Source organism: Sulfurisoma sediminicola, assembly GCF_003865015.1.
GTDB classification, from domain to species: Bacteria; Pseudomonadota; Gammaproteobacteria; order Burkholderiales; family Rhodocyclaceae; genus Sulfurisoma; species Sulfurisoma sediminicola.
Genome location: NZ_BHVV01000002.1, coordinates 1 through 25,675 on the forward strand (window position 1 = coordinate 1; position 25,675 = coordinate 25,675).

Here is a 25,675-nt window from a genome sequence, read left to right on the forward strand (position 1 = left end):
CACTCGTCAATGACAGCTACAGCACCAACGAAGACCAGACGCTGACACTGACGCTGCCAACCACGGTGCTCGCCAACGACAACGATCTCGACGGCGACACGCTGATCCTGAACACCACGCCGGTGGTGAATGTGACCAACGGAGCTCTGACCCTGAACGCGGACGGCACCTTTACCTACGTGCCGAATGCCAACTTCAACGGCGCCGACAGCTTCGTCTATGAGGTGCGCGACGATGCCGGCAACATGGCGCAGGCGACGGTGACCATCACCGTGAATGCCGTCAATGACGCGCCGGTGAACACGGTGCCTGGGGCGCAGAGCACCACGGAAGACACGGCAAAGGTCTTCAGCAGCGGCAACGGGAACGCCATCACGGTGTCCGACGTAGACGGCGGCACGCTGACGACGATGGTATCGATCGGCAATGGCACGCTGACGGCAGTGACCGGCGGCGGCGCCACCATCACCAACAACGGCACCGCCACGGTGACCATCCAGGGTACGGCGGCGCAGATCAACGTCGCCTTGAACGGCTTGTCCTACGCGCCCACCGGAGACTACAACGGTGCGGCGACGCTGACGGTACAGACCAGCGATGGCAGCCTCACCGACACCGACACGGTTGCGGTCACGGTAAGCGCAGTGGTGGACATCGCCAACGACACGGTGAGCACCAACGAAGACACCCTGCTCAACATCAACGTCAATGCCAACGACAGCTTCGAAAATGCCGGTCACGCCATCACGGCGATCAACGGCACGGCCATTGCGGTGGGCGGCAGCGTGGTGGTTGCCAACGGTATAGTGACGCTGAAGGCCGATGGCACGCTCGATTACATGCCGACGGCCAACTACAACGGATCTGACAGCTTCACCTACACGGTGAGCTCGGGCGGCGTGGCCGAAACGGCGACGGTTAATGTGACGGTGAATGCCATTAACGACGCGCCGGTGGCGGTGGCGGACACGGCGACGGCGGTGGAAGCGGGTGGAGTGGCGAACGGCACGGCGGGGACCAACCCGAGCGGCAACGTGCTGAGCAACGACACGGACGTGGATGCGGGCGACACCAAGGCGGTGACGGCGATCACGGGCGGCAGCCTGGGCGTGGCCAAGGCTGGCGCCTACGGCAGCATCGTGCTCAATGCCGACGGCACTTACACGTACACGGTGGACAACGCCAACGCCACGGTACAGGCGCTGCGCACGGCCGGCCAGACGCTGACCGACACCTTCACCTACACCATGCGGGATGCGGCGGGGGCGACCTCGAGCGCCAACATCACCGTGACCATCCAGGGCGCCAACGACGCCCCGGTGGGCGTCAATGACACGGCGACCGCGGTGGAAGCGGGCGGGGTGGCGAACGGCACGGCGGGGACCAACCCGAGCGGCAACGTGCTGACCAACGACACCGACGTGGACAGTGTCGTCAACGGCGAGACCAAGACCGTCTCGGCGATCACCGGCGGCACGGTGGGCGGCGCCACGACGGGCACCTACGGCACGCTCACGCTCAACGCGGACGGCAGCTACAGCTACGCCGTGAACAATGCCAACGCCAGCGTGCAAGCGCTGAGGACGGCCGGCCAGACGCTCGCCGACACCTTCACCTACACGGTGCGGGACGCGGCGGGCGCGACCAGCACGGCGACCCTGACGGTCACCCTCCAGGGCGCCAACGACGCCCCGGTGGGCGTCAATGACACGGGTGCCGTCAACGAAGACGCCACGGTGACGGCCACGGCCGCGACGGGCGTGCTCGCCAACGACACCGACGTGGACAGTGTGGCCAACGGCGAGACCAAGGTCGTCTCGGCGATCACCGGCGGCACGGTGGGCGGCGCCACGACGGGCACCTACGGCACGCTCACGCTCAACGCGGACGGCAGCTACAGCTACACGGCCAACACCGCATCGGCGCAGGCGCTGGGCGCGGGCCAGACCGCGACGGACGCCTTCACCTACACGGTGCGGGATACCGCGGGCGCGACCAGCACGGCCACGCTCACCTTCACCGTGACCGGCACCAACGACGCGCCGGTGGCTGACCTGAACGCCGGCGGGGCGGGAACCAACGAAACGACGGCTTTCACCGAGCAGACGGCGGTGGCGGTCGCGCCGGTGGCGACGCTCACGGACGTCGATTCCGCGAACCTGAGCTCGATGACGCTGACGCTGACGGCACGGCCGGACGGCAACGCGGTCGAGTCCCTTTCACTCAACGCGGCAGCGACCACCGCGGCGAGCGGCGCCGGACTGACGGTGGCCTACACGGCCGCCACAGGCGTGCTGCAGATCAGCGGCTCGGCCTCGCGGGCGACCTACGAATCGATCCTGCAGGGCATCCTCTACAACGACACCAGCGACACGCCGAACCTGACGCCGCGCAACATCGACGTGGTGGTCAGCGACGGTGCGCTCAGCAGCACGGCGACCAGCGTGACCATCAACCTGACGGCAGTCAACGACGCGCCGGGCGCGGCGATAACGCCGCTGACTTACAGCGCGACCGAGCAGACCAGCCTGACGCTCAAGGGGACGGGCCTGTCGATCAGCGACATCGATGCCGGCGGCGGCACGATGGCCGTGACGTTGTCGGTCGGCGAGGGCACGCTGAACGTGACGGCCGGCGGCAGCGGCGCGACGGTGACCAACAGCGGCACTTCGGCGGTGACCATCAGCGGCACGGTGGCGCAGATCAACGCCCTCCTCGGCAGCGATGCCACGAGCACGGCGGCCTACATCAACGGCAGCGACAACCCGAGCGCGAGCACCACGCTGACGCTGCTGGTCAACGACAATGCCAACACGGGCAGCGGCGGCGCGCTGACCGCGAGCGACACGGCGACGATCAACATAACGCCGGTCAACGATGCGCCGGTGCTCGATCTCGACGCCAGTGCGGCGGGCACCGGGTTCGCCACGGTCTTCAACGTCGATACCGGCAATCCGGTGCCGATCGGCGACGTCGATGTCAGCGTGACGGATCCCGACAATACGACCATCAACAGCGCGACCATCACCATCGCGACCAATCGCGACGCTGCCGACCTCCTGGTCGCGGGCACCATGCCCGCAGGCATCACGGCCGGCGCCTACAACGCCGCGACGGGCGTGATGACGCTGACGGGCGCGGCCAGCCTGGCGAGCTATCAGGCGGCGATCCGCGCGGTCAACTTCGACACGACGAACCTGACGAACGTTGCGCAGCGCGGCATCACCGTCGTCGTCAACGACGGCAGCCTCAACAGCAACACGGCCACTACGTCGGTAACGATCCTCGGCGCCGGCACCACCCCGGTGCTCGACCTCGACGCCAACGATAGCAGCGGCGCCACCACCACCTCCTACAAGGGCAAATTCACGGTCGGTGCCAGCGCTGTCGCGATCGCCGACACGGACGTGGCCATCACCGACGACGGCACCACCATCGCCAGCGCCACGATCACGCTGAGCAACTTCAAGCCCAGCGACGTGCTCGCGGCCGGCACGCTGCCGGCCGGGATCACGGCGAGTGCTTACAACCCGGCGACCGGCGTCATCACCCTGAGCGGTGCCTCGACGCTGGCGAACTATCAGAGCGCGATCCGCGCCATAACCTTCGCGAATTCGCTGGGGTCCCCGGACCTTTCGGACCGTGTCATCAACGTCGTCGTCAACGACGGGACCGGCAACAGCAATACCGCCGTCAGCACCATCAGCATCAACCGGGCGCCGACGCTGGACCTCGATGCCAGTGCGGCAGGAACCGGCTATGCCGTCACCTATACCGACAACGTCAGCGGTCCGGTGCGGCTTAGCGACACCGACATTACCGTCGCGGACGCCGACGGCACCCTGGTCGGCGCTTCGGTCACGCTGACCAATCCGAAGGCCGGTGATGTCCTCTCGGTCGGCACCCTGCCCGCCGGCATCACGGCGGTCGTCGCCGGCAACACGGTATCGCTCTCCGGCACGGCCACGCCGGCCGACTACCAGGCGGCGATCCACGCGATCATGTTCAGCAACAGCACCAGCACGCCCGACACCACGCCGCGCACGATCGATATCGCGGTCAATGACGGAGCCGTGACGTCCAATGTCGCCACGGCCACGGTGACCGTGATCGATACCAACAGCCCGCCGGTCCTCGACCTCGACGCCAGCGCGGCGGGAAGCGGCTACGCCGGCTATTTCAGCGTGACGACCGGTGCCGCGGTGCCCATAGCCGACACCGACATCAGCGTCACCGACGTGGACAACAGCAACATCACCGGGGCGACGATCACGCTGACGAACGCCAAGGCCGGCGATACCTTCGTCGTCGGCGCCCTGCCGCCCGGCATTACCGCCAGCATCGTCGGCAACGTGGTGACGCTTTCCGGCAGTGCGTTCATCACCGATTACCAGACGGCGATCCGGGCGATCAGCTTCGACAGCACCTCGCCCGACATGACGCCCCGCACCATCGATATCACGGTGACCGACGGCACCAGCAACAGCAATACCGCCACGGCCACGATCACGCCGATCGCCAACGCGGCGCCGACGGCCGACACGCTGACGCCGAGCGGCAACGAGGACACGCTGATCCCGATCACCCTGCACGGCAGCGATGCCGACGGCACGGTGGACAATTTCATGATTTCGACGCTGCCGGACAACGGCCTGCTCTACCTCGACGCGGCCATGACGCAGCTGGTGCCCACGGGCACGCTGCTCGCCGCGTCGGGCGGTTCGCTGACGGTGTACTTCAAACCGCTGCCCGACTGGAACAGCGGACCCGGCCTGACGACCACGCTCAGCTATCAATACCAAGCTTCCGACAACCTCGGCGGGCTGTCGACAGCGTCGACGGTCACGATCGCCGTCACCCCGGTGGACGACGGGGCGCCGGTGGCGGTCAACGACACCTACAGCACCCTCGGTTACGTCAGTCCCGCCAATACCAACGCGATCAAGATCTACAAGGCCGATCTGCTGGCCAACGACACCCTGACCGACCATGCGGCGATCACTGCCGTGGGTTCCCCCACCAACGGCACGCTGAGCGGAGAGCTGACGGATGCCAACGGCATCTATTACCTCTACACGCCGCCGGCAAGCACCGGCGTCCAGAGCTTCACCTACACCATCACCGACGATGACGGGACAGCCCGGAACGCGAGCGTCAACATCAGCGTCTATGCCTCGAGCGACGACATCGGCACCGTGCAGGAGTCCGCGCTGGTCGGCGGCCTGGGCACAAATACCATTTCCGGCAATCTCTTCGCCAACGACATCGGCAACACCAGCGTCACCAGCGTGACACTCACCAGCACGAACACCGGCTTCACCGGCGACGTGAATACCGTCAGCAATACGACGGTCGGCAACATCATCACGGTGAAGAGCCAGATCGGCACCCTGGTGGTGGACAAGACGACGGGCGACTACACTTATACGCTCGACCACCCTGCCGACAACACCGCCAGCGGCCTCGCCGTCGACGAGCTGTTCAGCTACGTCGGCAACGCGGCCAGCGCCACGGTGCGCGTCACGGTGCAGGACGACCGGCCGGTCGCCACCGCGGAGTCGGTCGATATTCCCGAAAACGTGCTGCCGTCCTTCTCGCTGGTGTTCGTGGTCGACGTCTCCGGCAGCATGGCTGACCAGGTCCAGTCGATCGCGGCCGACGGCACGGTGACGCTGACGACCCGCCTGGCGGTGATGAAGACGGCACTGACGTCCCTTATCGAGGAGTACTACAGCCAGTCCTCGGACGTCTCAGTCAAGATCGTTTCGTTCAGCACGGCGGCCACCATTCTCAACGGCGGCGCGGCCTATGCGACCAAGGACGCGGCCATCGCGGCGATCAACGGCCTGGCGTCCGGCGGCAACACGAACTACGCGGACGCGCTGGCCAAGGCGCAGACCGCGATGGGCGCCACGATCGACCCGACGAAGTCGAACAACATCTATTTCCTCTCGGACGGCGATCCGACGAGCGGCGATACTGTTGCGCCGGTCACCAGTTCGGGCTACGCGACCTATCTGGCGCTGCATCCGGAGATCAATTCCTACGGCATCGGCGTCGGCTCGGGCATCGCCAACGTGACCCACCTCAACCAGATCCACAACGTCGATGCCATGGGCGACGGCGTGCGCGATCCGGCGCTGATCGTGGCGGACGTCAACAAGCTGGAGGATTCCCTGCTGTCGACGGTGCCGGCGGCCTACGGCGGCAACGTCATCTCCACCGGCGGCGGACAAAAGGTCAGTTTCGGCGGGGACCTCGGCCATATCAGTCAGCTGACGATGGCCCTCGACACGGACCTGAATGCCGGCACGGCGCCGGTCGACGTGGTGTTCAGCTACAACAACGCGACCAACCAGATCAGCTGGACCGGAACCATCCCGGGCCTGACGTCGCCCATGGCGGGCAACCTGCTGACGCTGAAGGGCGCCAACGGCTTCCAGTACGGCACGCTGGTGTTCAACTTCGACACCGGCGACTACACCTACTTCAAGGGTGGCCTCGCGGTGCAGGGCGATACCTTCAAGCTCAGTTTCATCGCGACGGACCGGGACGGCGACACGGCGGCGGGGAGTCAGACCGTCAACATCGTCGACGGCAAGCCGACCGCCAACGACGATTCCGATACGCTCGTGGCGCTGCAGCAATTCCTCGAAGGCAACGTCATGACGGGCGTCGGCACCGACGGCGGCATCTCCCTGGGTTCGCAACTCACCTCCTTCACGCCCCAGGCGTCCGGCGTCGACGATGCGCAGGACAATGCCCAGGTGAGTTCCATCGTCTTCAAGGGCGTCACTTTCAACCTGACGGTCAACAGTTCCGGCACCAGCGCCGGCGGCAACTACACCATCAGCGGCGGCACCCTGACCTGGACCCACGCGAGCAACGGCAGCAGCCTGGTCTTCAAGGAGGACGGTTACTACAAGTACGCGCCGCCGACGGCCGATCTGCCGACCGAAAATCCGGCGGCGGTGTCGACGGTCAGCCTGACCAGTGCCGCGAACGTCAGCGCCGGCGGCATGGGACTCGAAGGCCTGACCAACGTCGACGCGGTCGCGACGATCCCGATCACGACGGCATTTACGGCCGCACCGGCCAACATCACCCTGCAGGGCATCGGCAGCGATGGCCTGACCACGGCCGAGGGAGCGCTGTCCTACCAGGCGACTGGCGTCGGCCTCAATTCCGCCACCGGCGACGTCGACAACACCCGTTTCGACACCAACGAAATCCTGCGGGTCAATTTCGACGCCGCTTCGTATGCACAGGGGGTCAACAATCCATCCTTCGCGATCAATATCGGCACCGCCGGGAACCTGCGCTACACGGTGTACGACACGAGTGGCGCCGTCATCGGCGGCCCGACCACGGTCGCGGCGGCGGCCACGCTCTCGCTCGCGGGCTACAGCCACGTCGGCCGGGTCGACATCCAGGCCCTGACCGCACGCTTCCGGGTGACCAACGCCACCTACACCGATGCGACCGACATCGGGGTGCGCTACGATGCGACGAACGGGGCCTCGGTCGGTGCGGCGGCGGCCGGCGGCATTGCCAACCTCGAAACGCTGGTGATGAATTTCAATGCCGCGTCACACCCGCTGGGCGTACAGAAGCTGCGCTTCGAAGTCACCAACGGCAGCGCTACCGACGCCGTCACCTACACTTTCTATCACGTCGATGGCCACGAACTCGGCCAGTACACCGTCGCCGGCACCGGCTGGATCGCGATGCCGACGGACTTCAGCGGCGTCGGCCGGGTGACCGCGCTGGCAGACACGGGCACCACGATCAACATCCGCACCGTCGAGTACAAGGACGTCATCGCGGATTCTCTCCATGGGCCGATCGCGCCGGAGGTCATCCAGTACACGCTGACCGACACCGATGGCGATACGTCCAGCGCCTCGCTCACCCTCAATGTCGTGTCCAATTCGTATGCCGGCACCGCAGGCAACGACACCCTGAGCGGGTCGGGCGCCAACGACTCCATCAGCGGCGGCGACGGCAACGACACGCTGAGCGGCCTGGCCGGCAACGACATCCTGCAGGGCGGAGCCGGAGACGACACGCTCGACGGCGGTGCCGACAACGATGTCCTGTCGGGCGGCGCCGGCAACGACATCCTGATCGGCGGGACCGGCAACGACATCCTGCGCGGCGACGACGGGAACGACACGCTCGACGGCGGCAGCGGCAACGACCGGCTCGAGGGCGGCGCCGGCAACGACGTCCTCACCGGTGGCACGGGTGCCGACACGCTGATCGGCGGCGCCGGCAACGACATCCTCAAGGGCAACGACGGGCTGGTGTCCGATCTGGTTACCGACATCTTCAAGTGGTCGTTCGCCGATGCCGGCGCCAAGGGTGCGCCGGCCGTCGACACCATCGTGAAGTTCGACACCGCGGCGGCAGCCTCCGGCGGCGACGTGCTCGACCTGCGCGACCTGTTGTCCGGAGAGAACCACGATATCGCGACCGGCAACCTGGCCAGCTATCTGCACTTCGAGAAGAGCGGGGCGGACACCAAGGTGCACATCAGCTCCACCGGCGGCTTCAACGCCGGCTACATGAGCGGGGCCGAAGACCAGACCGTGATCCTGCAGGGCGTCGATCTCTACGCCATCGTCGGCGCCAATGCCACCGACCAGCAGATCATCCAGGACCTGCTCAACAAGAGCAAGCTCGTCACCGACTGACCCGTGCCGTTCCCCGCTGGCGCCGAAAACTCGGTGCCAGCGGGAGGGACGGCCTTGGCGGCCTGGTCGCTCGATCAGTGCAGAAGGAGCGCGCCGGCTGCCGTGCCGGCAGGGGAAGCTGCCAGCGCCGCGTCGAGGTTCAATCCCCATTCGGCAGCGATTGCGGCCTGCCGCAGAAGATTGCAGAGCACATGGGCCAGTTCCTCGTTCAGCGCCAGGTCGATGCCCGCGCCTTGTTCCGGTCGCAGCGTGAGGGGCTGGGTGCCGGCCGCAGTGATCTGTCCCACGGTGACACGGCTCAGCAGCATCGGGCTTTCGCCCAGAGGGAAGTTCGCTCCGGCTTCATAGGGCGTGCTCAGATCGGCGCGGTTCATTGCCCTGGCTTCGGCGAAGCCGGCCAGGGCCGATTGCAGCAGCGGATCACCGGCGGCTTTCAACTCGGCGAACCGCGTCACGACGCGACCCAGCGCCTGCCACAGCAACTGGAGATAGCGTCGCGTCAGCCAGAAGCGGAATTCGTTCCCGTCCTGAGTGGTGAGCGACAGGCGAATCCGGTCCTCCAGCGCGACGTAGTTGGCGTTTAGCTGGCGCAGTCCGGTCGGCGGGGTGGTTGCCGCAGGCTCTTTGCTCATTCCGACGCCTTGGTGGTCTGGCACCAGCGGCGCAGGATCTTCGTAACGAGAAAGCCGCCGACCAGGCCGGCAAGCGTCATGACGCCGACCAGCTGGATCACGTTCTGCCACAGGGTACGATAGGCGAAGCGGCTGTGGCTGATCAACGTGACCGTGCCGAACTGCTTCCAGCCGGCGCTGATCCTGGCCTGCCCGGGGGTTGCATCGATGGGCAGCATGTCGACGAACCAACTGGGCGCGGCGTATTCGCCCACGGGAGACTTGCGTTCGACGATGGTCCTCCCCCGGGGGTCGGTCACGCGGATGAGTTCGTAGTAACCGCTGTCGAACAGTGCCGCAACCGCCAGTTCCACCGAGACGGCGTCCGGCTGATGCTGGCTGAGCGCTACCGCCAGCGCCGAGGCATTGTCGGCGTTCTTGATGGTGAGCTGCTCGATCAGGTAGGCCCGTGCCGACAACGTCGTTACCAACACGCTGCCGAGCAGCGCGAACAGGGTGGTGATGACGGCGGCGAGCCAGAGCTGGCGGTACATCGACATGGTCATTTCCTTCTTCTGGTAGATCGCTTATTCGAAGCCTTCGGCCTTCGCCCGCCTGAGCAGGTCGTCCCAGCGCGACAGGCGGCCGGTCCTCGCACCGCCCGCCGCTGCCTTGCCGGTTGCGCCCTGCCACATGCCGTGGCCGTTGAAGCTGAATACCGGCTGCAGATCCGGCCGGCGTGCCGCCGGACGCAGCTCGGTGATGAGGTTGTCAAGCACGATCGGGTCCGCCTCGGGAGTATCGTAGTAGGCGAGCACCATGTGGGCCTGGGTCACGTGGCTGGACGCGCCGCCGATCTTCGCCTTGACGTATACGAGCCGCAACTGCTCGCCGGGCACGCCGGCACTCAGCAGCGTGAAGTACTTGGCGGTGGTGAAGTCTTCGCAGTCGCCCCGACCCTTGGCCAGGGTCTCGAGCAGCGTCGCCCAATAGTCGCTCTCCCCCCAGATCTCCTGATCGTCGCCGAACTGCAGGCCGCGGTTGAAGAAGTCATTGACGCGCCGCAATTTCTCCTTCGTCCCCAACGACTTGGCATCCGTGAGCAGCTGCTGCCATTCACGGAAGACCGGCGCGCTTCCGCCCAAGCCGAGAAATCGGTCCAGAAGGCGATCGAAATCGAGCGCATGCGCGACGCCAACGGCAAGGACAATGAGTATTGGGGCAAACAGCCACCTTCGCGCGATGGCCGCGATGAGTTTGCTGCATGGCATCCGCTCGCGGTGGCCTTGCGGTATCATTGCCGATTCAAATGGTTACGAAACCCATTTAACTGAAGATCACAGTATGTTGTCGTCATACCGTTGCTGGATCGCGGTGCTGCTTTCGCTCCCGGCCCTGGCGCTGGCGCAGCCGGCTGCGCCGCAGAGCCTGAAGGACATTGCGCAACAGGCCATCCTGAGCAATCCGGAGGTACTGCAGCGCTGGCATGCCTATCTCGCCGCCGACGGCGAGCGTGATGCTGCGTTCGGCAACTACCTGCCGCGGCTCGACTTCACCGCGGGCTACGGCAAGGAGCGCCAGGACGCGCCGAAGCTGAGCTACGAATATACGGTGAATTCGCGCAGCCTGACGCTTACTCAGATGCTATATGACGGCTTCGCCACGCGCAATGAGGTCAAGCGTCTCGACCATTCGCGACGGGTCCGCATGTTCGAACTGTACGACGCCTCCGAGAACGCCGCCCTCGAAGCGGCGCGCGCCTATCTGGACGTGTTGCGCTACCGCAGGCTGGTGACCCTGGCCGAGGACAACTACGTGCGGCACCGCGCGGTGTTCGACCAGATACAGCAGAAGGTGCAGGTCGGCGTCGGCCGCCGGGTCGACCTCGAACAGGCTGCAGGCCGCCTCGCCCTGGCGGAATCGAACCTGCTTACCGAAACGGCGAATCTGCACGACGTCAGCGCGCGCTTCCAGCGCATCATCGGTTTCGGTCCGGCCAAGACCATGGAAGAGCCGACACCGCTGTCCAAGAACCTGCCGCCGGACATCGCCGGGGCCTTGCGCCAGGCGCAGCAGGGCAACCCCACCCTCCAGGCGGCGATCGAGAACGTGCGCGCCGCCGACGCAGCACGCGATGTTCGCAAGGCCGCCTACCAGCCCCGGTTGGATCTGCGCGTGCGGCGCGACGACGGCGACAACATGAGAAGCATCGCCGGTCGCAGCAACTATGACACGGCGGAGGTGGTCCTCAGCTGGAACCTGCTCAACGGACTGTCCGATGTCGCCCGTTCCCGTCAGTACGCCGAGCAGTACAACGTCGCCCGCGACATTCGTGACAAGACCTGCCGCGATACCCGCCAGGTTCTGACCATTGCCTTCAACGATGTCCGCAAGCTCACCGAGCAGTTGAACTATCTCGATCAGCACCAGTTATCCACCGAGAAGGTGCACGAAGCCTACCGCAAGCAGTTCGACATCGGGCAGCGCACCCTGCTCGACCTGCTCGATACCGAGAACGAACTGTTCCAGGCCAAGCGTGCCTATACCAACGGTTCCTTCGATCTGAGCATCGCCTACGCACGCACCCATGCAGGCCTGGGCAACCTCTTGACCGCTCTCGGCCTGTCGCGCGCGGGCGAGCAGACCCTGGCCGAACTGGCCAACTGGACGCCTGCTCAGGACGCCGCCGAATACTGTCCGCCGGAAGGCATGCAGATTTATGTGGCCGACAAGGCCGCGCTGGATGCGCGTGCCCAGGAGATGCTGAAGGAGTCCGCTGCGGCTACGGTGGCAGCGATGGCTGCGGCCCGCCCGCAGCAAAAGTCGCCTCCCGCCGCCGTGATTGCGACACCATCGGCACCGAAGGCCGACATGCAAGCCAAGCCTGTCGCCGTGCCGGCGCCTGCCCCAGCCGAGCCCGCGGCGGTGCCGTCCGCGCCGCCGGCGACCACCGTCGAAGCGGTGCTGGACAACGCCTTGAAGCAGTGGCTCGCAGCCTGGAGTACGCGCGATGTCGAGGCCTACCTGAACGCCTATGCCCCGAACTTCACGCCTGCCGGAGATATCTCGCGCGAAGCCTGGTCGCAGAAGCGCCGGCAGGTCCTGGGCCGTACCGAAAAGATCGCGATCGAGGTGAAGGACGTTCAGTTCAACGTGCAGGGCGAGCATGCCGAAGCCCGCTTCCGCCAGAGCTATCGCGCGCCTTCGTTCAGCGACGTCGTACTCAAGACGCTGAGCTGGCAGCAGATCGACGGCAAGTGGCTGATCGTCGCCGAGACTGCCGAACCGGTTCGTCCGTAAGCCCGGCCGCCTAAACGGCCAACGCCGGCGCTTCAGGTCTTGGCCAGCAGCGCGCGGAAGGCCGCCAGTTTCGCGCGGCCTTCGTCCTTGGTCACCGCCGGGGCCTCGCCCTGGCCGCTGCGCTGGATGTCCTCGCCCATTTCGACGATGAAGCGCGAAGGTTCGCGGGTGACGATTTCCCTGCCCTGCTTGCGCCGCTCGCAGTAAGTGACGTTGAGGCTGCGCTGGGCGCGGGTGATGCCGACGTACATCAGGCGTCGCTCCTCCTCGACCTTGCCCAACTCGACCGACTCGCGGTGCGGCAGCACGCCCTCCTCGATGCCGACGAGGAAGACGTGGGGAAACTCCAGCCCCTTGGCGGCGTGCAGCGTCGCCAGTTGCACCGCATCCTGCTCGCCTTCGTTCTTGTCGAGCATGGAGATCAGCGCGACGGTCTGCGACAGCTCGACGAGGTTCTTGTTCTCCTCGGCGCCCTTCACTGAGAGCCACTGCACGAAGTCGCGCACGTTGCCCCACTTCGTCTCGGCCTCGCGCGGGTCGTGCGCCTCGAACAGCCAGGCCTCGTAGCCGATCGCGCGCAGCAGGTCTTCGAGCACCTGGCCGGCCGGCTCCTTCTGCGCGCGCCATTCCATGCGGTTGATGAACTGGCAGAACTCGCGCACGGCGGCGAGTTGCGCAGCCTTCACTTCGTTTTCCACCCCCGGCGCGAAGGCCGCGGCGAACAGGCTCTGGTGGCGGCGGCCGGCCGCCTGCCCCAGCGCCTCGAGCGTGGTGCCGCCGATGCCGCGCTTGGGCGTGGTGACGGCGCGGATGAAGGCGGGGTCGTCGTCCTGGTTGGCGAGCAGGCGCAGGTAGGAGGTGAGGTCCTTGATCTCGCTGCGGTCGAAGAAGGACTGTCCGCCCGAGAGCACGTAGGGAATCTTGTGGGCGCGCAGCTGCTGCTCGAAGGCCTTGGCCTGGAAGTTGCCGCGGTAGAGGATGGCGTAATCGGAGAACTTCGTGCGGTTCTCGAACTTGTGCGCCTGCAGCCGCGCGATCACCCACTCGGCCTCGTGTTCGCCGTCACGGCAGGCGGTGACGCGGATCATCTCGCCATGGCCATGCTCCGACCACAACTTCTTCTCGAACAGCTTGGGATTGTGGGCGATCAGCGCGTTGGCGGCCTTGAGCACGCGCTGCACCGAACGGTAGTTCTGCTCGAGCTTGATCACCTTGAGATTCGGGTAGTCGTCGCGCAGGGCCTTCAGGTTCTCGATGTCGGCGCCGCGCCAGGCGTAGATCGACTGGTCGTCGTCGCCGACCGCCGTGAAGGCGGCGCGCGGACCGGTGAGCAGCTGCATCAGGCGGTACTGGCAGCGGTTGGTGTCCTGGCACTCGTCGACCAGCAGGTGCCAGAGCCGGCTGCGCCAGCGGCCGCCGACGTCGTCGCGTTCCGCGAAGAGATTCACCGGCAGGCGGATCAGGTCGTCGAAGTCGACGGCCTGGTAGGCGCGCAGCGTGCGCTCGTACTCGGCATAGACCCTGGCTGCGCCGGCCTCGAGATCGTCGGCCGCGACCTGCGCGGCTTCCTCGGGGCCGACCAGCGCGTTCTTCCACAGCGAGATGCGGTTCTGGATCATGCGCACCCGCGCCTTGTCGGCGTCCTTAAGCATCTCCTGGAACAGCTGCGCGGTGTCGGAGGCGTCGAGGATCGAGAACGAGGGCTTGAGGTGCAGGTGGCGCGCCTCCTGCCGCAGGATCTTCGCGCCCAGCGCATGGAAGGTGCTGACCGTGAGCCCTTCGGTCGGACCCTTGATCAGCTTGCCGACGCGCTCGGCCATCTCCTTCGCCGCCTTGTTGGTGAAGGTGATGGCGGCGATGTGCGAGGGTGCGATCTTGCACTCCTCGATGAGGTAGGCGATCTTCTGGGTGATGACGCGCGTCTTGCCGCTGCCGGCGCCGGCCAGCACCAGCAGCGGACCGTCGAGATAGCGCACCGCCTCGCGCTGCGGCGCGTTGAGATGGTGCGACATCGAAGGGCCTACTGCAGGACGCCGAAGGCCTTGCGCGCGAGGCTGCCGGCGGCGCTGACCGGATCCTTGCGGATCGCTTTTTCTTCCTCGGCGATCATCAGGTAGAGGCCGTCGAGCGCCTTGCGGGTGACGTAGTTCTCCAGGTGGGCATCTTCCGCCTTGACCAGGCCGAACTGCGCCGCCTTGCCGGCGAACTGGTCGTACTTCTCGGCGAGTTTCACCTTCTGCATCGCGCTTTTGACGATGGGGCGGAATTTCTCGGCCAGCGGACCCGAGGTGGTGCGCTTGAAGTACTGCGTCGCGGCATCGTCGCCGCCCGTGAGGATGCCCTTGGCGTCCTGCACCGACATCTGCTTGACGGAGTTGACCAGCAGGGTCTTGGCCTCGGGCACGGCTGCCTCGGCCGCGCGGTTCATGGTGGTGACGAGTTCGTCGGCCTGCTTGCCCAACCCGAAGGTGCGCATCATGCCTTCGACCTGCTGCAGGCTCTCGGGCAGCGGAATCTTGACCTTGGGGTTGCCAAGGAAGCCGTCGGGGCGGCCGAGCGTCGCGACCGCCTTGCCGGCACCCTGCACCAGTGCTTCCTTGAGGCCGCCGCTGGCGTCCTTGTTGCTCAGCGCGTCGAGCGACAACGCGTGCGCGGCCGTGGCGAACAGCAGCGCGCACAGGACGATGGGCGCGACGAAGGCGGTCGGTTTCATGATGGCAATCTCCGATGAAAGTGGTTCAGACGACGCCCGCGCCATGCGCCTGCTGGTCGGCATGGTAGCTCGAGCGCACCAGCGGCGCGCAGGCGGCGTGGGAGAAGCCCATGGCCGCGGCCGCGCGCTCGAACATGGCGAAGACGTCGGGGTGGACGTAGCGCGTCACCGGCAGGTGGTGCCCCGAGGGCGCGAGGTATTGGCCGATGGTCAGCATCTCGACGCCGTGGGCGCGCAGGTCGCGCATCACCTCGAGGATCTCCTCGTCGGTCTCGCCCAGGCCCACCATCAGTCCCGACTTGGTCGGCACGGCGGGCTTGCGCGCCTTGAAACCGGACAGCAGCTCGAGCGAATGGGCATAGTCGGCGCCGGGACGGGCCTGCTTGTAGAGGCGCGGCACGGTTTCGAGGTTGTGGTTCATCACGTCGGGCGGCTGCGCGGTGAGGATGTCGAGCGCGATTTCGAGACGACCGCGAAAGTCCGGGACCAGCACCTCGATCGTCGTCTGCGGCGAATGCGTGCGGATCTCGCGGATGCAGTCGGCGAAATGCTGCGCGCCGCCATCCTTGAGGTCGTCGCGATCCACGCTGGTGATGACCACGTACTTCAGCTTGAGTGCGGCGATCGTGCGGGCGAGCTTGGCGGGTTCCTCGGCATCGGGCGGCAGGGGCTTGCCGTGGCCGACGTCGCAGAAGGGGCAGCGGCGGGTGCACAGGTCGCCGAGGATCATGAACGTGGCGGTCCCCTTGCCGAAGCATTCGCCGATGTTGGGGCAGGTCGCTTCCTCGCACACGGTGTGCAGCTGGTGGTCGCGCAGGATCTGCTTGACCTCGCCGAAGCGCGCGGCCGAGTTGCCGGCCTTGACGCGGATCCACTCCGGTTTCTTCAGCGGCACGGCCGCCGGCACCACTTTGATCGGGATGCGCGCGGTCTTGGCTTCGCCTTTCTGCTTGACGGTCATAGCTTCATTTCCAGTTGCTCGACGAGCGCCGTCGCGGCCTGCTCCACGGTGATGCCGGGGACGAAGTCCGCGAGTTGCGTCACGGCCATGCCTTCGTAGCCGCAGGGGTTGATCGCCTCGAACGGCACGAGGTCCATGGCGACGTTGAGGGCGAGGCCATGGTAACAGCAGCCGTTCTTCACCTTCAAGCCGAGCGCGCCGATCTTGGCGCCGGCGACGTAGACGCCGGGCGCGCCGGCCAGCCGCGCGGCCGCGACGCCGTGGCCGGCGAGCAGGTCGATCAAAGCCTGCTCCATGCGGTTGACCAGGCCCTTGACCGTGAGGCCGCGGCGCTTGAGGTCGAGCAGCAGGTAGGCGACGACCTGGCCCGGCCCGTGATAGGTGATCTGGCCGCCGCGGTCGATTTTCACCACCGGCACGCCGATATCGCGCAGCAGGTGTTCGGCCTTGCCGGCGAGTCCCAGCGTGAACACCGGCGGGTGCTCGCAAAGCCAGATTTCGTCGGGTGTGTCAGGCGCCCTGCGGGCGGTGAAGTCCTGCATCGCGCGCCAGGTCGGCTCGTATTCCGCGAGCCCGAGCCGCCGGACGATCACAGCACCACTCGGACTAGAGGATGCGACGACAGTTCGCGATAGAGCGCGTCGAGCTGCGCCTTCGAGGTGGCGCGGATGGTGCAGGTCAGCGACAGGTAGTTACCGGCCTTCGAGGGGCGCATGGTGACGCCGGCAGGATCGAAATCGGGTGCGTGTTTCAGTACGACTGCGACGATGGCCTGGGCGAAGTCGTCGCGCGTCGCGCCCATGATCTTGAGCGGGAAGTCGCAGGGAAACTCGAGCAGGGTGTCGCTGTCGGCCATGATTTCAGGCTCCGCGCATCACCGAAGCCTTGAACTGCTGGTACCAGCCGTACATTTGCTTGAACGCCGGCCCTGGCGTGCCGCCAGCGCCGACTTTCCGGTCGTCGAGCATGACGATGGGCAGCACTTCCTTGGTCGACGAGGTCATCCACAGCTCGTCGGCATTGCGCGCTTCGTCCTCGAGCACGTCGCGCACCTGGGTCGGCAGGCCGTGCTGCGCCGCCAGTTCGAGCACGACGTCGTAGGTGATGCCGGGCAGCATCAGGTGGTTCTTGATCGGCGCCAGCAGCACGCCGTCCTTCACCGCGAAGATGTTCGAGGCCGCACCCTCGATGAGGAAGCCATCGCGGAACAGCACGGTCTCGGCGCAGCCATGGTCGACCGCGCGCTGGCGCAGCAGGCAGTTGGCGAGCAGCGAGGTGGCCTTGATGTCGCAGCGGTGCCAGCGGTTGTCGGCGGCGGAAACGGCGGCGATGCCGTGCTCGCGCAGCTCCGCCGGCGGCGTCACCAGCGGCTCGGTCATGACGAACACCGTCGGCGTGGCGACTGCGGGGAAGGCGTGGTTGCGCACCGCCATCGGCCCGCGGGTGACCTGCAGGTATACCGACTGGTCCTGGAACTCGGCCGCGGCGACGATGCGCTCGATGATGTGCGTCCATTCGGCGTCGGCGAGCGGCACCTCGAGGCGGATCGCGGCGAGGCTCGCGGCCAGCCGCCGCAGGTGCTCGGCTAGGCGGAACGGCCGGCGCGAATAGACCGGGATCACCTCGTAGACGCCGTCGCCGAAGAGGAAGCCGCGATCCATCACCGGCACGCGGGCTTCTGCCAGCGGCAGGAATTCGCCGTTGAGATAGGCGGTGTTCATTGGAAATAGAGTTTCAGCGAGTCCCATGCCCTGCCGAAGATGCCGGCGATGGGCACGGCCTCTAGGGCGACCACCGGGTACTCGCCCCAGGGCTTGTCGTTGACCGTGAGCTTCAGGGTCGCGATACGGTCGCCTTGCTGCACCGGTGCCAGCAGGGGTTGGCGGCTCTCGAGCTGGACCTTGATGGCGTCCTTGCCCACGGCCGCGCCCTTGGGCAGCGAGAGCACGAAGTCCTCGGCGAAGCCGGCCTTGACGGTATTCTGCGTGCCTTTGAACACCTTGAGCTGGGACAGCGCGAAATTTCGGTCGTAAAGCTTGACGGCGTCGAAGGCGAGGAAGCCATGGTTGAGCAGCTTGAGCGACTCCTGGGCGCGGGCGCTGTCGGAGGCGGTGCCGAGCACGACGGAGATCAGCCGCCGCGGCCCGCGTCTGGAGGAGGCGATCAGGCAGTAGCCGGCCGCTTCCGTATGGCCCGTTTTCACGCCATCCACCGTTGGATCGAGCCACAGTAAACGGTTGCGATTGGGCTGGGTGATCTTGTTGTAGCTGTATTCCTTCGTCGCGTAGATCGGGTAGTACTCGGGGAAGTCGCGGATGATGGCCTGCGCCAGCAGGCCGAGGTCGCGGGCCGTGGCGTAGTGCTGCGGATCGGGCAGGCCGGTGGCGTTCATGAATTTCGTGTTCTTCAGCCCGAGGCGCTGCGCCTCGCGGTTCATGGCGACGACGAAGCTTTCCTCCGAGCCGGCGACGGCCTCGGCCAGCGCGATGCAGGCGTCGTTGCCCGACTGCACGATCATGCCGTAGAGCAGTTCCTTCACCGTCACCGGGCGGTTGAGCTCGATGAACATGCGCGAGCCGGGCGCCTTCCAGGCCCTCTCCGAGACGGGAACGACCTGGTCGAGGGCGATCCGCTTCTGGCGCAAGGCGGCGAACGAGAGGTAGGCCGTCATCAGCTTGGTCAAGGAGGCCGGCTCGACGCGCTCGTCGGCGGCCTGCTCGGCCAGCGGCTGGTTGGAGGCGTGGTCGAGCAGCAGCCAGGAGCGAGCCGCGACGGGAGGAGGTGGCACGGACTGGGCCAGCGCAGGCAGCGCGAGCGCCAGCAGCGCGCAGGCGAGGAATTGTCGAATCATGGAACCCGCAATTTTAGCGTACGACGATGGCCGGTTTGACGCCTAGTGCCAGGCGGATCTTTTCCGCGGCCTGATCGGCTTCGGTGCGCGAGGCGTAGGGTCCGATCTGCACCCGGTGCAGGCTGCCGGCGATCTGCGTGCGCAGCTTGTCGCCGGCCCAGTCGAGTTCGCGCGCGACATGGGCGCGGAAGGCTTCCGCGTTGTCGGGATTGCCGAAGGCGCCGAGCTGGACGAAAGTGCCGCGCGCTTCTGCCGGCAGGGGTGTCGGCGGTGGCGGCGGCTCGGGCAGGTTGGCGAAGCGGGCGATCGGATCGGGATCCTCGGCGGGCGCGGCTGCGACCATCGTGGTTCCCGGGCGGACGCTTTCGACCTCGACCAGCGTGCTGCCGGTGCCGATGTAGCCGAGCTTCCAGGCCGCGGTGTAGGAGAGATCGATGATGCGTCCCGCGTGGAATGGGCCGCGGTCGTTGACGCGCACCACCACCGACCTGCCGTTGGCGGGGTTGGTGACGCGCGCGTAGGACGGAATCGGCAGCGTCGGATGGGCGGCGGTCATGCCGTACATGTCGTAGCGCTCACCCGACGAGGTCTTCTGGCCGTGGAACTTGCGACCGTACCAGCTGGCGACGCCTTTCTCCTTCAAATCCTGGTGGCTGCGCAACGGCACGTAGTCGCGCCCGAGCACCGAGTAGGGATTGTTGGCGAAGCGGTGCAGCGGCTCTTCGCGCGGCACGGCGTCGGGAATCGCGTCGAGCTTGTCGGGCGCGTTGTCGCCCGGCCCGTCGTCCTGGTAATAGCCGCCGCCCTTCTTGAGCACCCAGGCGGGCTTGGCGGAAGTCGGCGCCGGCGGCACGGCGGCCGACGGCGCGCGTTCCACCGCGGGTTGCCTCGGCACCGAGCCGCAGGCGGCGAGCAGGCAAGCGAGCAGGGGCGCGAAATGACGGTTCATTTCTGAACGAGCATGCGATTCTTGTGAATCGACATGAGAATGCCGATGCCGAGGAACAGCGTCACCAGCGCGGTGCCGCCATAGCTGATCAGTGGCAAGGGCACGCCGACGACGGGCAGGATGCCGCTGACCATGCCCATGTTGACGAATGCATAGGTGAAGAAGATCAGCGTGATCGCGCCGGCCAGCAGCCGGGAGAAGAGCGTCGCGGCGTTGGCGGCGATCATCAGGCCGCGGCCGATCAGCAGGGCATAGAGAAACAGCAGCACGAGGTTGCCGAGCAGGCCGAACTCCTCGGAATAGACGGCGAAAATGAAATCGGTATGGCGTTCGGGAATGAATTCGAGCTGCGCCTGGGTGCCTTGCCCCCATCCCTTGCCGAGGATGCCGCCCGAGCCGATGGCGATGGTGGACTGGATGATGTGGAAGCCCTTGCCCAGCGGGTCCCGCTCCGGGTCGAACAGGGTGAGGACGCGGCTTCGCTGGTAGTCGTGGAGCAGGTTCCAGGCGAAGGGTGCCGCGGCGGCACCGGCCGCGCCGAGGCCGATGATGACCTTCCATGGCAAACCGGCGAGGAAGATGACGAAGAAACCGGCGGCGGAAACCAGGACCGCCGTACCGAGGTCCGGCTGGCGGGCGATCAGCGCCACGGGGAGCAAGAGCAGCAGCACGGCGACGGCGTAATCGCGCAGGCGCAGCATCGCCTCGTGTTTCTGGAAGTACCAGGCCAGCATCAGCGGCATCGCGATCTTCATGACCTCGGAGGGCTGGATGCGCATGAAGCCGAGGTTGAGCCAGCGTCGCGCGCCCTTGGAGACGTCGCCGAACAGTGCCACCGCGATCAGCAGCAGGATGCCGAAGGCATAGGCGGGCAGTGCCAGGTGCATCAGGCGCTGCGGCGGCATTTGGGCGACGATACGCATCACCGTCAGCGCCACGGCGATATTCAGCAGTTGCGCGGTGACGCGCTCGGGCGAGGCGCTGCCGACGGCGATCAGGGCGACCAGCAGCAGCAGCGCCGAAAAGCCCAGCAGCGGCCCGTCGATCGGCGCGATCAGCTTCAGCCAGAAATTGCGGATCATTCGTCTTCTTCCACGGCATCCTCGTCGGCCGGTGCCGGTGCCTTGGGCAACTTGCCGAGCAGGTAGTAATCGAGGACCTGGCGCGCGATCGGCGCGGCGGCCTGGGCGCCGAAGCCGCCGTTCTCGACCAGTACCGCCAATGCGATCTTCGGCTGGTCGGCCGGGGCGAAGGCGATGAACAGCGCGTGGTCGCGCAGCTCCTTCTTCATGCCGCCCTCCTTGTACTGCGCGCCCTTGAGCGAGAATACCTGCGCCGTACCGGTCTTGCCGGCCGACACGTACTCGGCGCCGGCGAAGGCGCGCGCGCCGGTGCCTTCCTTGTTCACGCCGACCATGGCGTTCTTGATGACGTCGATGTGCTCCTGCTTGAGCGGCAAGGTCTTGAGTGGTTGCGGCTCGATCAGGGTCTGCTTGCCCGTGCGCGTGTCGGTGATGTGCCTGACCAGGTGCGGGCGGAACATCACGCCGTTGTTGGCCAGCGTTGCCGTGGCCTGGGCCAGCTGGATCGGGGTGTAGGCGTTGTAGCCCTGGCCGATGCCGATGGAAATGGTCTCGCCGGCATACCACTTCTGCTGCTCGGGTTTCCTGAACCGCTTCTTCTTCCACTCCGGCGAGGGCAGCACGCCCTCGGATTCGCCGTCGATGTCCACGCCGGTGCGGCTACCCAGACCGAGGCTGCCCATGAAGCTGGCGATATTGTCGATGCCCATGTCGTTGGCGAGCATGTAGTAATACGTGTCGCAGGAGTGGACGATGGACTTGTACATGTCGACCGAGCCGTGGCCGCCCTTCTTGTCGTCGCGGAAGGTATGGCCGCCGAAGTTGTAGAAGCCGGGATCGAAGATCGTCTGTTCGGCGCGGCGCTTGCCCAGGGTCAATGCGCCCAGTGCCATGAAGGGCTTGAAGGTCGAGCCGGGCGGGTAGGCGCCGTTGAGCGCCCGGTTGACCATGGGTTTGTCGGGCGAGGTGTTGAGCATGTCCCAGTTCTGCGAATCGATGCCATCGACGAACAGATTGGGATCGTAGTTCGGCACCGCCACCAGGGCGAGGATGCCGCCGGTTGAAGGCTCGATGGCGACCAGTGCGCCTTTTCTGTCGCCGAAGGCTTTCTCGGCAATCTCCTGCAATTTTGCGTCGACGGTGAGTGTCAGGTTGTTGCCGGCCACCGGCGCGGTGCGCGCCAACGTGCGCACCGCGCGGCCGCCGGCGTCGACCTCGACCTGCTCGAAGCCGGTGATGCCGTGCAGTTCGAACTCGTAGTGCTGCTCGAGACCGGTCTTGCCGAAGTGCTCGGTGCCGCGGTAGTTGTCCTCGGCGTCGCGTTCCTCGATCTTCTCGAGGTCGCGGTCATTGACGCGGCCGATGTAGCCGAGCAGGTGCGAGGCGAAGGCGCCGAACGGATACTGGCGGAACAGCCGCGCCTTGACGTCGACGCCGGGAAAGCGGTAGCGGTGGGCGATGAAGATCGCCACCTCCTCGTCCGACAGCCGGGTGCGGATCGGCAGCGACTCGAAGTTCTTGCTCTCGGCCAGCAGCTTGTGAAAGCGCTTGCGGTCCTTCGCCTGCACGTCGAGGATCGTGGCCAGTTCGTCGATGGTCTGTTCGAGGTTCTTTACCTTCGATGGCGTGATCTCCAGCGTGTAGGCCGAGTAATTTCGTGCCAGCACCACATCGTTGCGGTCGACGATGAGGCCGCGGTTGGGCACCATCGGCACCAGCGAGATGCGATTCTCCTCGGCGCGGGTCTGGTAGTAGTCGTGCTGGATCACTTGCAGCCAGACGAAGCGCGCGAACAGCAGGGCGAAGCAGAACAGCACGAAGCCGCCGGCGAAGGCGAGGCGTCCTCCGAACCGTTCAAGTTCCTCCTGGGGGTTCTTGAATTCCATCAGATCGGACGGTTGTCATCCCGTTCGACAGGGCGGTACTGCGGCAGCAGCAGCAGGTAGGTCAGCGGATGCCACAGCGCCGCGGCGACGAAGCTCGAGGTGAACCAGAGCAGGCCGGGAAACTCGGCGCCGCCGATCATGCGCGCGGCCAGCATCACCAATTGCGCGCCGAGCAGCATCGGCAGCACGTGAGCCGCCTGCAGCAGCAGGGGGAACCAGAGAATGCGGCGCGACAGCCCGCAGCCGGCGAAGGCGAGCAGGACATAGGCGAGCGCGTGCTGGCCCATCACGCTGGCATCGCCGACGTCCATGGCGATGCCGAAGAAGAAGGCCGTGCCCATGCCGACCTTGAGGGGCTGGTGGATGGACCAGAAAATCAGCACCAGCGCCACCCAGTCCGGCACGAAGGGCAGCCGCCCGAGGGGAACGAGGTTGAGCAGCAGCGCCAGCAGCAGCGTGACGGTGATGAACCAGCTGCGCGCCGGCAGCAGGATGCGGTTGGAGCGATGCGTCGGTTGGTTCATCGCACCGCCTTCTTCACTCTGCGACCCTTGCCCGGGACGTCGGCGGTGGTGCTGGCTTCCTCCGGCCGCGGCGGCACGATGCGGGAGCCCAGCACCAGGACATGGCCGTGGCGCTCGACGCCGGCGATCGGCTCGCAGCGAATGCGGGCGAAGGCGAACGAATTGTCGCGGTCGATATGGGCCACGCGGGCGACCGGCAGACCTGGCAGATAAAGGCCGTCGAGACCCGAGGTGACGAGGATGTCGCCGACCTGGATCTCGGCATTGGCGGCGAGGAAACGCAGCTCGATGCTGCCGGCGCCGGCGCCGGCAGCGACGGCGCGCAAGCCGTTGCGCTGGACCCGGACCGGGATCGCCTGATCCTTGTCGGTGAGCAGCGTGACCTCGGCCATCAGCGGAAACACGCGCGTGACCTGGCCGATTACGCCGAGGTCGTCGATCACGGCCTGGCCGGCGGCGATGCCGGCCTGGAGACCCTTGTCGATGAGGACGCGACGCGAGAAGGGGTCGCGCGCGGCATAGAGAATTTCGGCGACGCGGCCTTCGGCCGGCTGGCGCTCCTTCATGTCGAGCAAGGCGCGCAGGCGGCGGTTTTCCTGTTCGAGATGTTCCTGCCGCAGCAGTTGGTTGGCGGTGGCCAGGCTGCGGCTGCGCAGCGCGGCATTCTCCTGCTGCAACTGGATCAGGCTGGCGAAGTACTGGCCGGCGCCCGCGGCGCCTTCGACCGGCATCTGGGCGACGCGCTGCACCGGCCAGGCGATGGTGGCGAGGACCAGGCGGGCCCACTCGAGGGTATGGAAGCGCAGGTCGGCGACGAGCAGGACGATGGAAAGCGCGGCGAAGAAGGTCAGCCGGGCGAGCGGCGCCGGGCCCCGCTTGAAAAACGGTGGCGGCGTGTGGCCGACGACGGACATCAACTCAGTAACGCTCCCCGAAAACGCAGTTTCAGTGCAGGCTAACGCCGGTTTTTCCCGCGTTAAGCGCAGCGGCCGAAACTACAAAACCCTCGCGGCGCACCCTTTGCACCGACTTGCACACTACTTGGGCGAGGCGTTACTCGTTGGCGAAAATACTGCCGAGATTGTCCATCTTTTCAAGGGCGAGGCCTGAGCCGCGCACCACGCAGGTCAGCGGCTCGTCGGCGACGATCACCGGCAGGCCGGTCTCTTCCATAAGCAGGCGGTCTATCTCGCGCAGCAGCGCGCCACCGCCGGTGAGCACCATGCCCTTCTCGGCGATGTCGGCGCCGAGTTCGGGCGGGGTTTGTTCGAGCGCGATCTTGACGGCGCCGACGATCTGGTTGAGCGGATCGTTGAGCGCCTCGAGGATCTCGTTCGAGGAAATGGTGAAGCTGCGCGGGATGCCCTCGGCGAGGTTGCGGCCCTTGACTTCCATCTCCTTGACCTCGGAGCCGGGGAAGGCCGAGCCGATTTCCTTCTTGATCGATTCGGCCGTGGTCTCGCCGATCAGCATGCCGTAGTTGCGGCGGATATAGTTGATGATGGCCTCGTCGAACTTGTCACCGCCGACGCGCACCGAGCCCGAATAGACCATGCCGCCGAGCGAGATGACGCCGACCTCGGTGGTGCCGCCGCCGATGTCGACCACCATCGAACCGGTCGGATCTGAGACCGGCAGGCCGGCACCGATCGCCGCGGCCATCGGCTCCTCGATCAGATAGACCTGGGATGCGCCGGCGCCCAAGGCCGATTCGCGGATGGCGCGGCGCTCGACCTGGGTCGAGCCGCAGGGCACGCAGATGATGATGCGCGGGCTGGGCGAGAACAGGCGGTTGTCATGCACCTTCTTGATGAACTGCTTGAGCATCTGCTCGGTGACGGTGAAGTCAGCGATCACGCCGTCCTTCATCGGCCGGATGACATGGATGCTGCCGGGGTTGCGGCCGAGCATCTGCTTGGCGGCGGCGCCGACGGCCTGGATGGTCTTCTTGGCGTTGGGGCCACCCTCGGTGCGGATGGCGACGACCGAGGGCTCGTCGAGCACGATGCCCTTGGTGCGGACGTAGATCAGCGTATTGGCGGTGCCGAGATCGATGGCGAGATCGTTGGAAAAATAGGAGCGCAGGAGGCCGAACATCGAGT

18 protein-coding genes are annotated in these 25,675 nt (G+C 66.3%); 2 read left to right on the forward strand and 16 right to left on the reverse strand.

The genetic code is table 11. The annotated features are described in order from the left end of the window. Nucleotides 1-8,696 (forward strand): cadherin-like domain-containing protein (locus EJE94_RS04050; protein WP_124962391.1); only part of this gene is annotated, 8,696 nt, incomplete at its 5' end. A gap of 74 nt (nt 8,697-8,770) precedes the next feature. Here the strand turns inward: EJE94_RS04050 and EJE94_RS04055 are convergent. The 3 genes from EJE94_RS04055 to EJE94_RS04065 are packed head-to-tail and all read right to left on the reverse strand — an operon-like array spanning nt 8,771 to nt 10,452. Beyond that, on the reverse strand, nt 8,771-9,328 hold the full coding sequence (locus EJE94_RS04055; protein WP_121240187.1) for a hypothetical protein: 558 nt from the start codon (nt 9,326-9,328) through the stop codon (nt 8,771-8,773). Next, nucleotides 9,325-9,873, reverse strand: coding sequence for a LapD/MoxY N-terminal periplasmic domain-containing protein (locus EJE94_RS04060; protein ID WP_207855711.1), 549 nt, complete (start codon nt 9,871-9,873; stop codon nt 9,325-9,327). Before EJE94_RS04060 ends, EJE94_RS04055 begins: the two co-directional genes overlap by 4 nt. Nucleotides 9,874-9,894: 21 nt before the next feature. Next, a complete protein-coding gene (locus EJE94_RS04065; RefSeq protein WP_207855712.1) occupies nt 9,895-10,452 on the reverse strand; it encodes a transglutaminase-like cysteine peptidase in 558 nt (185 codons plus the stop codon). Between the two features lie 97 nt (nt 10,453-10,549). Between EJE94_RS04065 and EJE94_RS04070 the strand changes: the two genes are divergently transcribed. Next, nucleotides 10,550-12,607 (forward strand): TolC family outer membrane protein, encoded by a 2,058-nt coding sequence (locus EJE94_RS04070; protein ID WP_165904756.1) that lies wholly within the window; start codon nt 10,550-10,552, stop codon nt 12,605-12,607. Between the two features lie 32 nt (nt 12,608-12,639). Here the strand turns inward: EJE94_RS04070 and EJE94_RS04075 are convergent, their stop codons facing one another. From EJE94_RS04075 to EJE94_RS04135, 13 genes are all read right to left on the reverse strand, one after another. Next, nucleotides 12,640-14,619 (reverse strand): UvrD-helicase domain-containing protein, encoded by a 1,980-nt coding sequence (locus tag EJE94_RS04075; protein ID WP_121240189.1) that lies wholly within the window; start codon nt 14,617-14,619, stop codon nt 12,640-12,642. 8 nt (nt 14,620-14,627) lie between these two features. Continuing rightward, the gene (locus tag EJE94_RS04080) at nt 14,628-15,320 is read right to left on the reverse strand and encodes a DUF4197 domain-containing protein (protein ID WP_121240190.1); all 693 of its coding nucleotides are present in this window, start codon (nt 15,318-15,320) and stop codon (nt 14,628-14,630) included. Between the two features lie 25 nt (nt 15,321-15,345). After that, complete coding sequence (gene lipA / locus EJE94_RS04085; protein ID WP_121240191.1) at nt 15,346-16,281, reverse strand: lipoyl synthase; 936 nt, start codon at nt 16,279-16,281, stop codon at nt 15,346-15,348. Continuing rightward, nucleotides 16,278-16,874 carry a lipoyl(octanoyl) transferase LipB gene (gene lipB, locus EJE94_RS04090; protein WP_243642523.1) on the reverse strand — a complete coding sequence of 199 codons (597 nt, stop codon included), beginning with the start codon at nt 16,872-16,874 and terminating at the stop codon, nt 16,278-16,280. Before lipB ends, lipA begins: the two co-directional genes overlap by 4 nt. Next, a complete protein-coding gene (locus tag EJE94_RS04095; protein WP_121240193.1) occupies nt 16,871-17,137 on the reverse strand; it encodes a YbeD family protein in 267 nt (88 codons plus the stop codon). Before EJE94_RS04095 ends, lipB begins: the two co-directional genes overlap by 4 nt. Before the next feature lie 4 nt (nt 17,138-17,141). Beyond that, nucleotides 17,142-18,002: a D-amino acid aminotransferase gene (locus tag EJE94_RS04100; RefSeq protein WP_121240194.1), complete on the reverse strand. Its 861-nt coding sequence runs from the start codon at nt 18,000-18,002 to the stop codon at nt 17,142-17,144. Next, nucleotides 17,999-19,132, reverse strand: a complete 1,134-nt coding sequence (locus EJE94_RS04105) for a D-alanyl-D-alanine carboxypeptidase family protein (protein ID WP_121240195.1) — start codon at nt 19,130-19,132, stop codon at nt 17,999-18,001. Before EJE94_RS04105 ends, EJE94_RS04100 begins: the two co-directional genes overlap by 4 nt. A gap of 13 nt (nt 19,133-19,145) precedes the next feature. Continuing rightward, a complete protein-coding gene (locus EJE94_RS04110) occupies nt 19,146-20,081 on the reverse strand; it encodes a septal ring lytic transglycosylase RlpA family protein (RefSeq protein WP_121240196.1) in 936 nt (311 codons plus the stop codon). Beyond that, a complete protein-coding gene (gene rodA, locus EJE94_RS04115; RefSeq protein WP_121240197.1) occupies nt 20,078-21,163 on the reverse strand; it encodes a rod shape-determining protein RodA in 1,086 nt (361 codons plus the stop codon). The genes EJE94_RS04110 and rodA overlap by 4 nt, the downstream gene beginning before the upstream one ends. Next, nucleotides 21,160-23,049 carry a penicillin-binding protein 2 gene (gene mrdA, locus EJE94_RS04120; RefSeq protein WP_370685655.1) on the reverse strand — a complete coding sequence of 630 codons (1,890 nt, stop codon included), beginning with the start codon at nt 23,047-23,049 and terminating at the stop codon, nt 21,160-21,162. Before mrdA ends, rodA begins: the two co-directional genes overlap by 4 nt. Beyond that, nucleotides 23,049-23,573, reverse strand: coding sequence for a rod shape-determining protein MreD (mreD, locus tag EJE94_RS04125; RefSeq protein WP_121240199.1), 525 nt, complete (start codon nt 23,571-23,573; stop codon nt 23,049-23,051). Before mreD ends, mrdA begins: the two co-directional genes overlap by 1 nt. Then, nucleotides 23,570-24,487, reverse strand: coding sequence for a rod shape-determining protein MreC (gene mreC / locus EJE94_RS04130; RefSeq protein ID WP_121240200.1), 918 nt, complete (start codon nt 24,485-24,487; stop codon nt 23,570-23,572). The genes mreD and mreC overlap by 4 nt, the downstream gene beginning before the upstream one ends. A 139-nt stretch (nt 24,488-24,626) precedes the next feature. Continuing rightward, on the reverse strand, nt 24,627-25,670 hold the full coding sequence (locus tag EJE94_RS04135) for a rod shape-determining protein (RefSeq protein ID WP_121240201.1): 1,044 nt from the start codon (nt 25,668-25,670) through the stop codon (nt 24,627-24,629). Nucleotides 25,671-25,675: the final 5 nt, after the last annotated feature.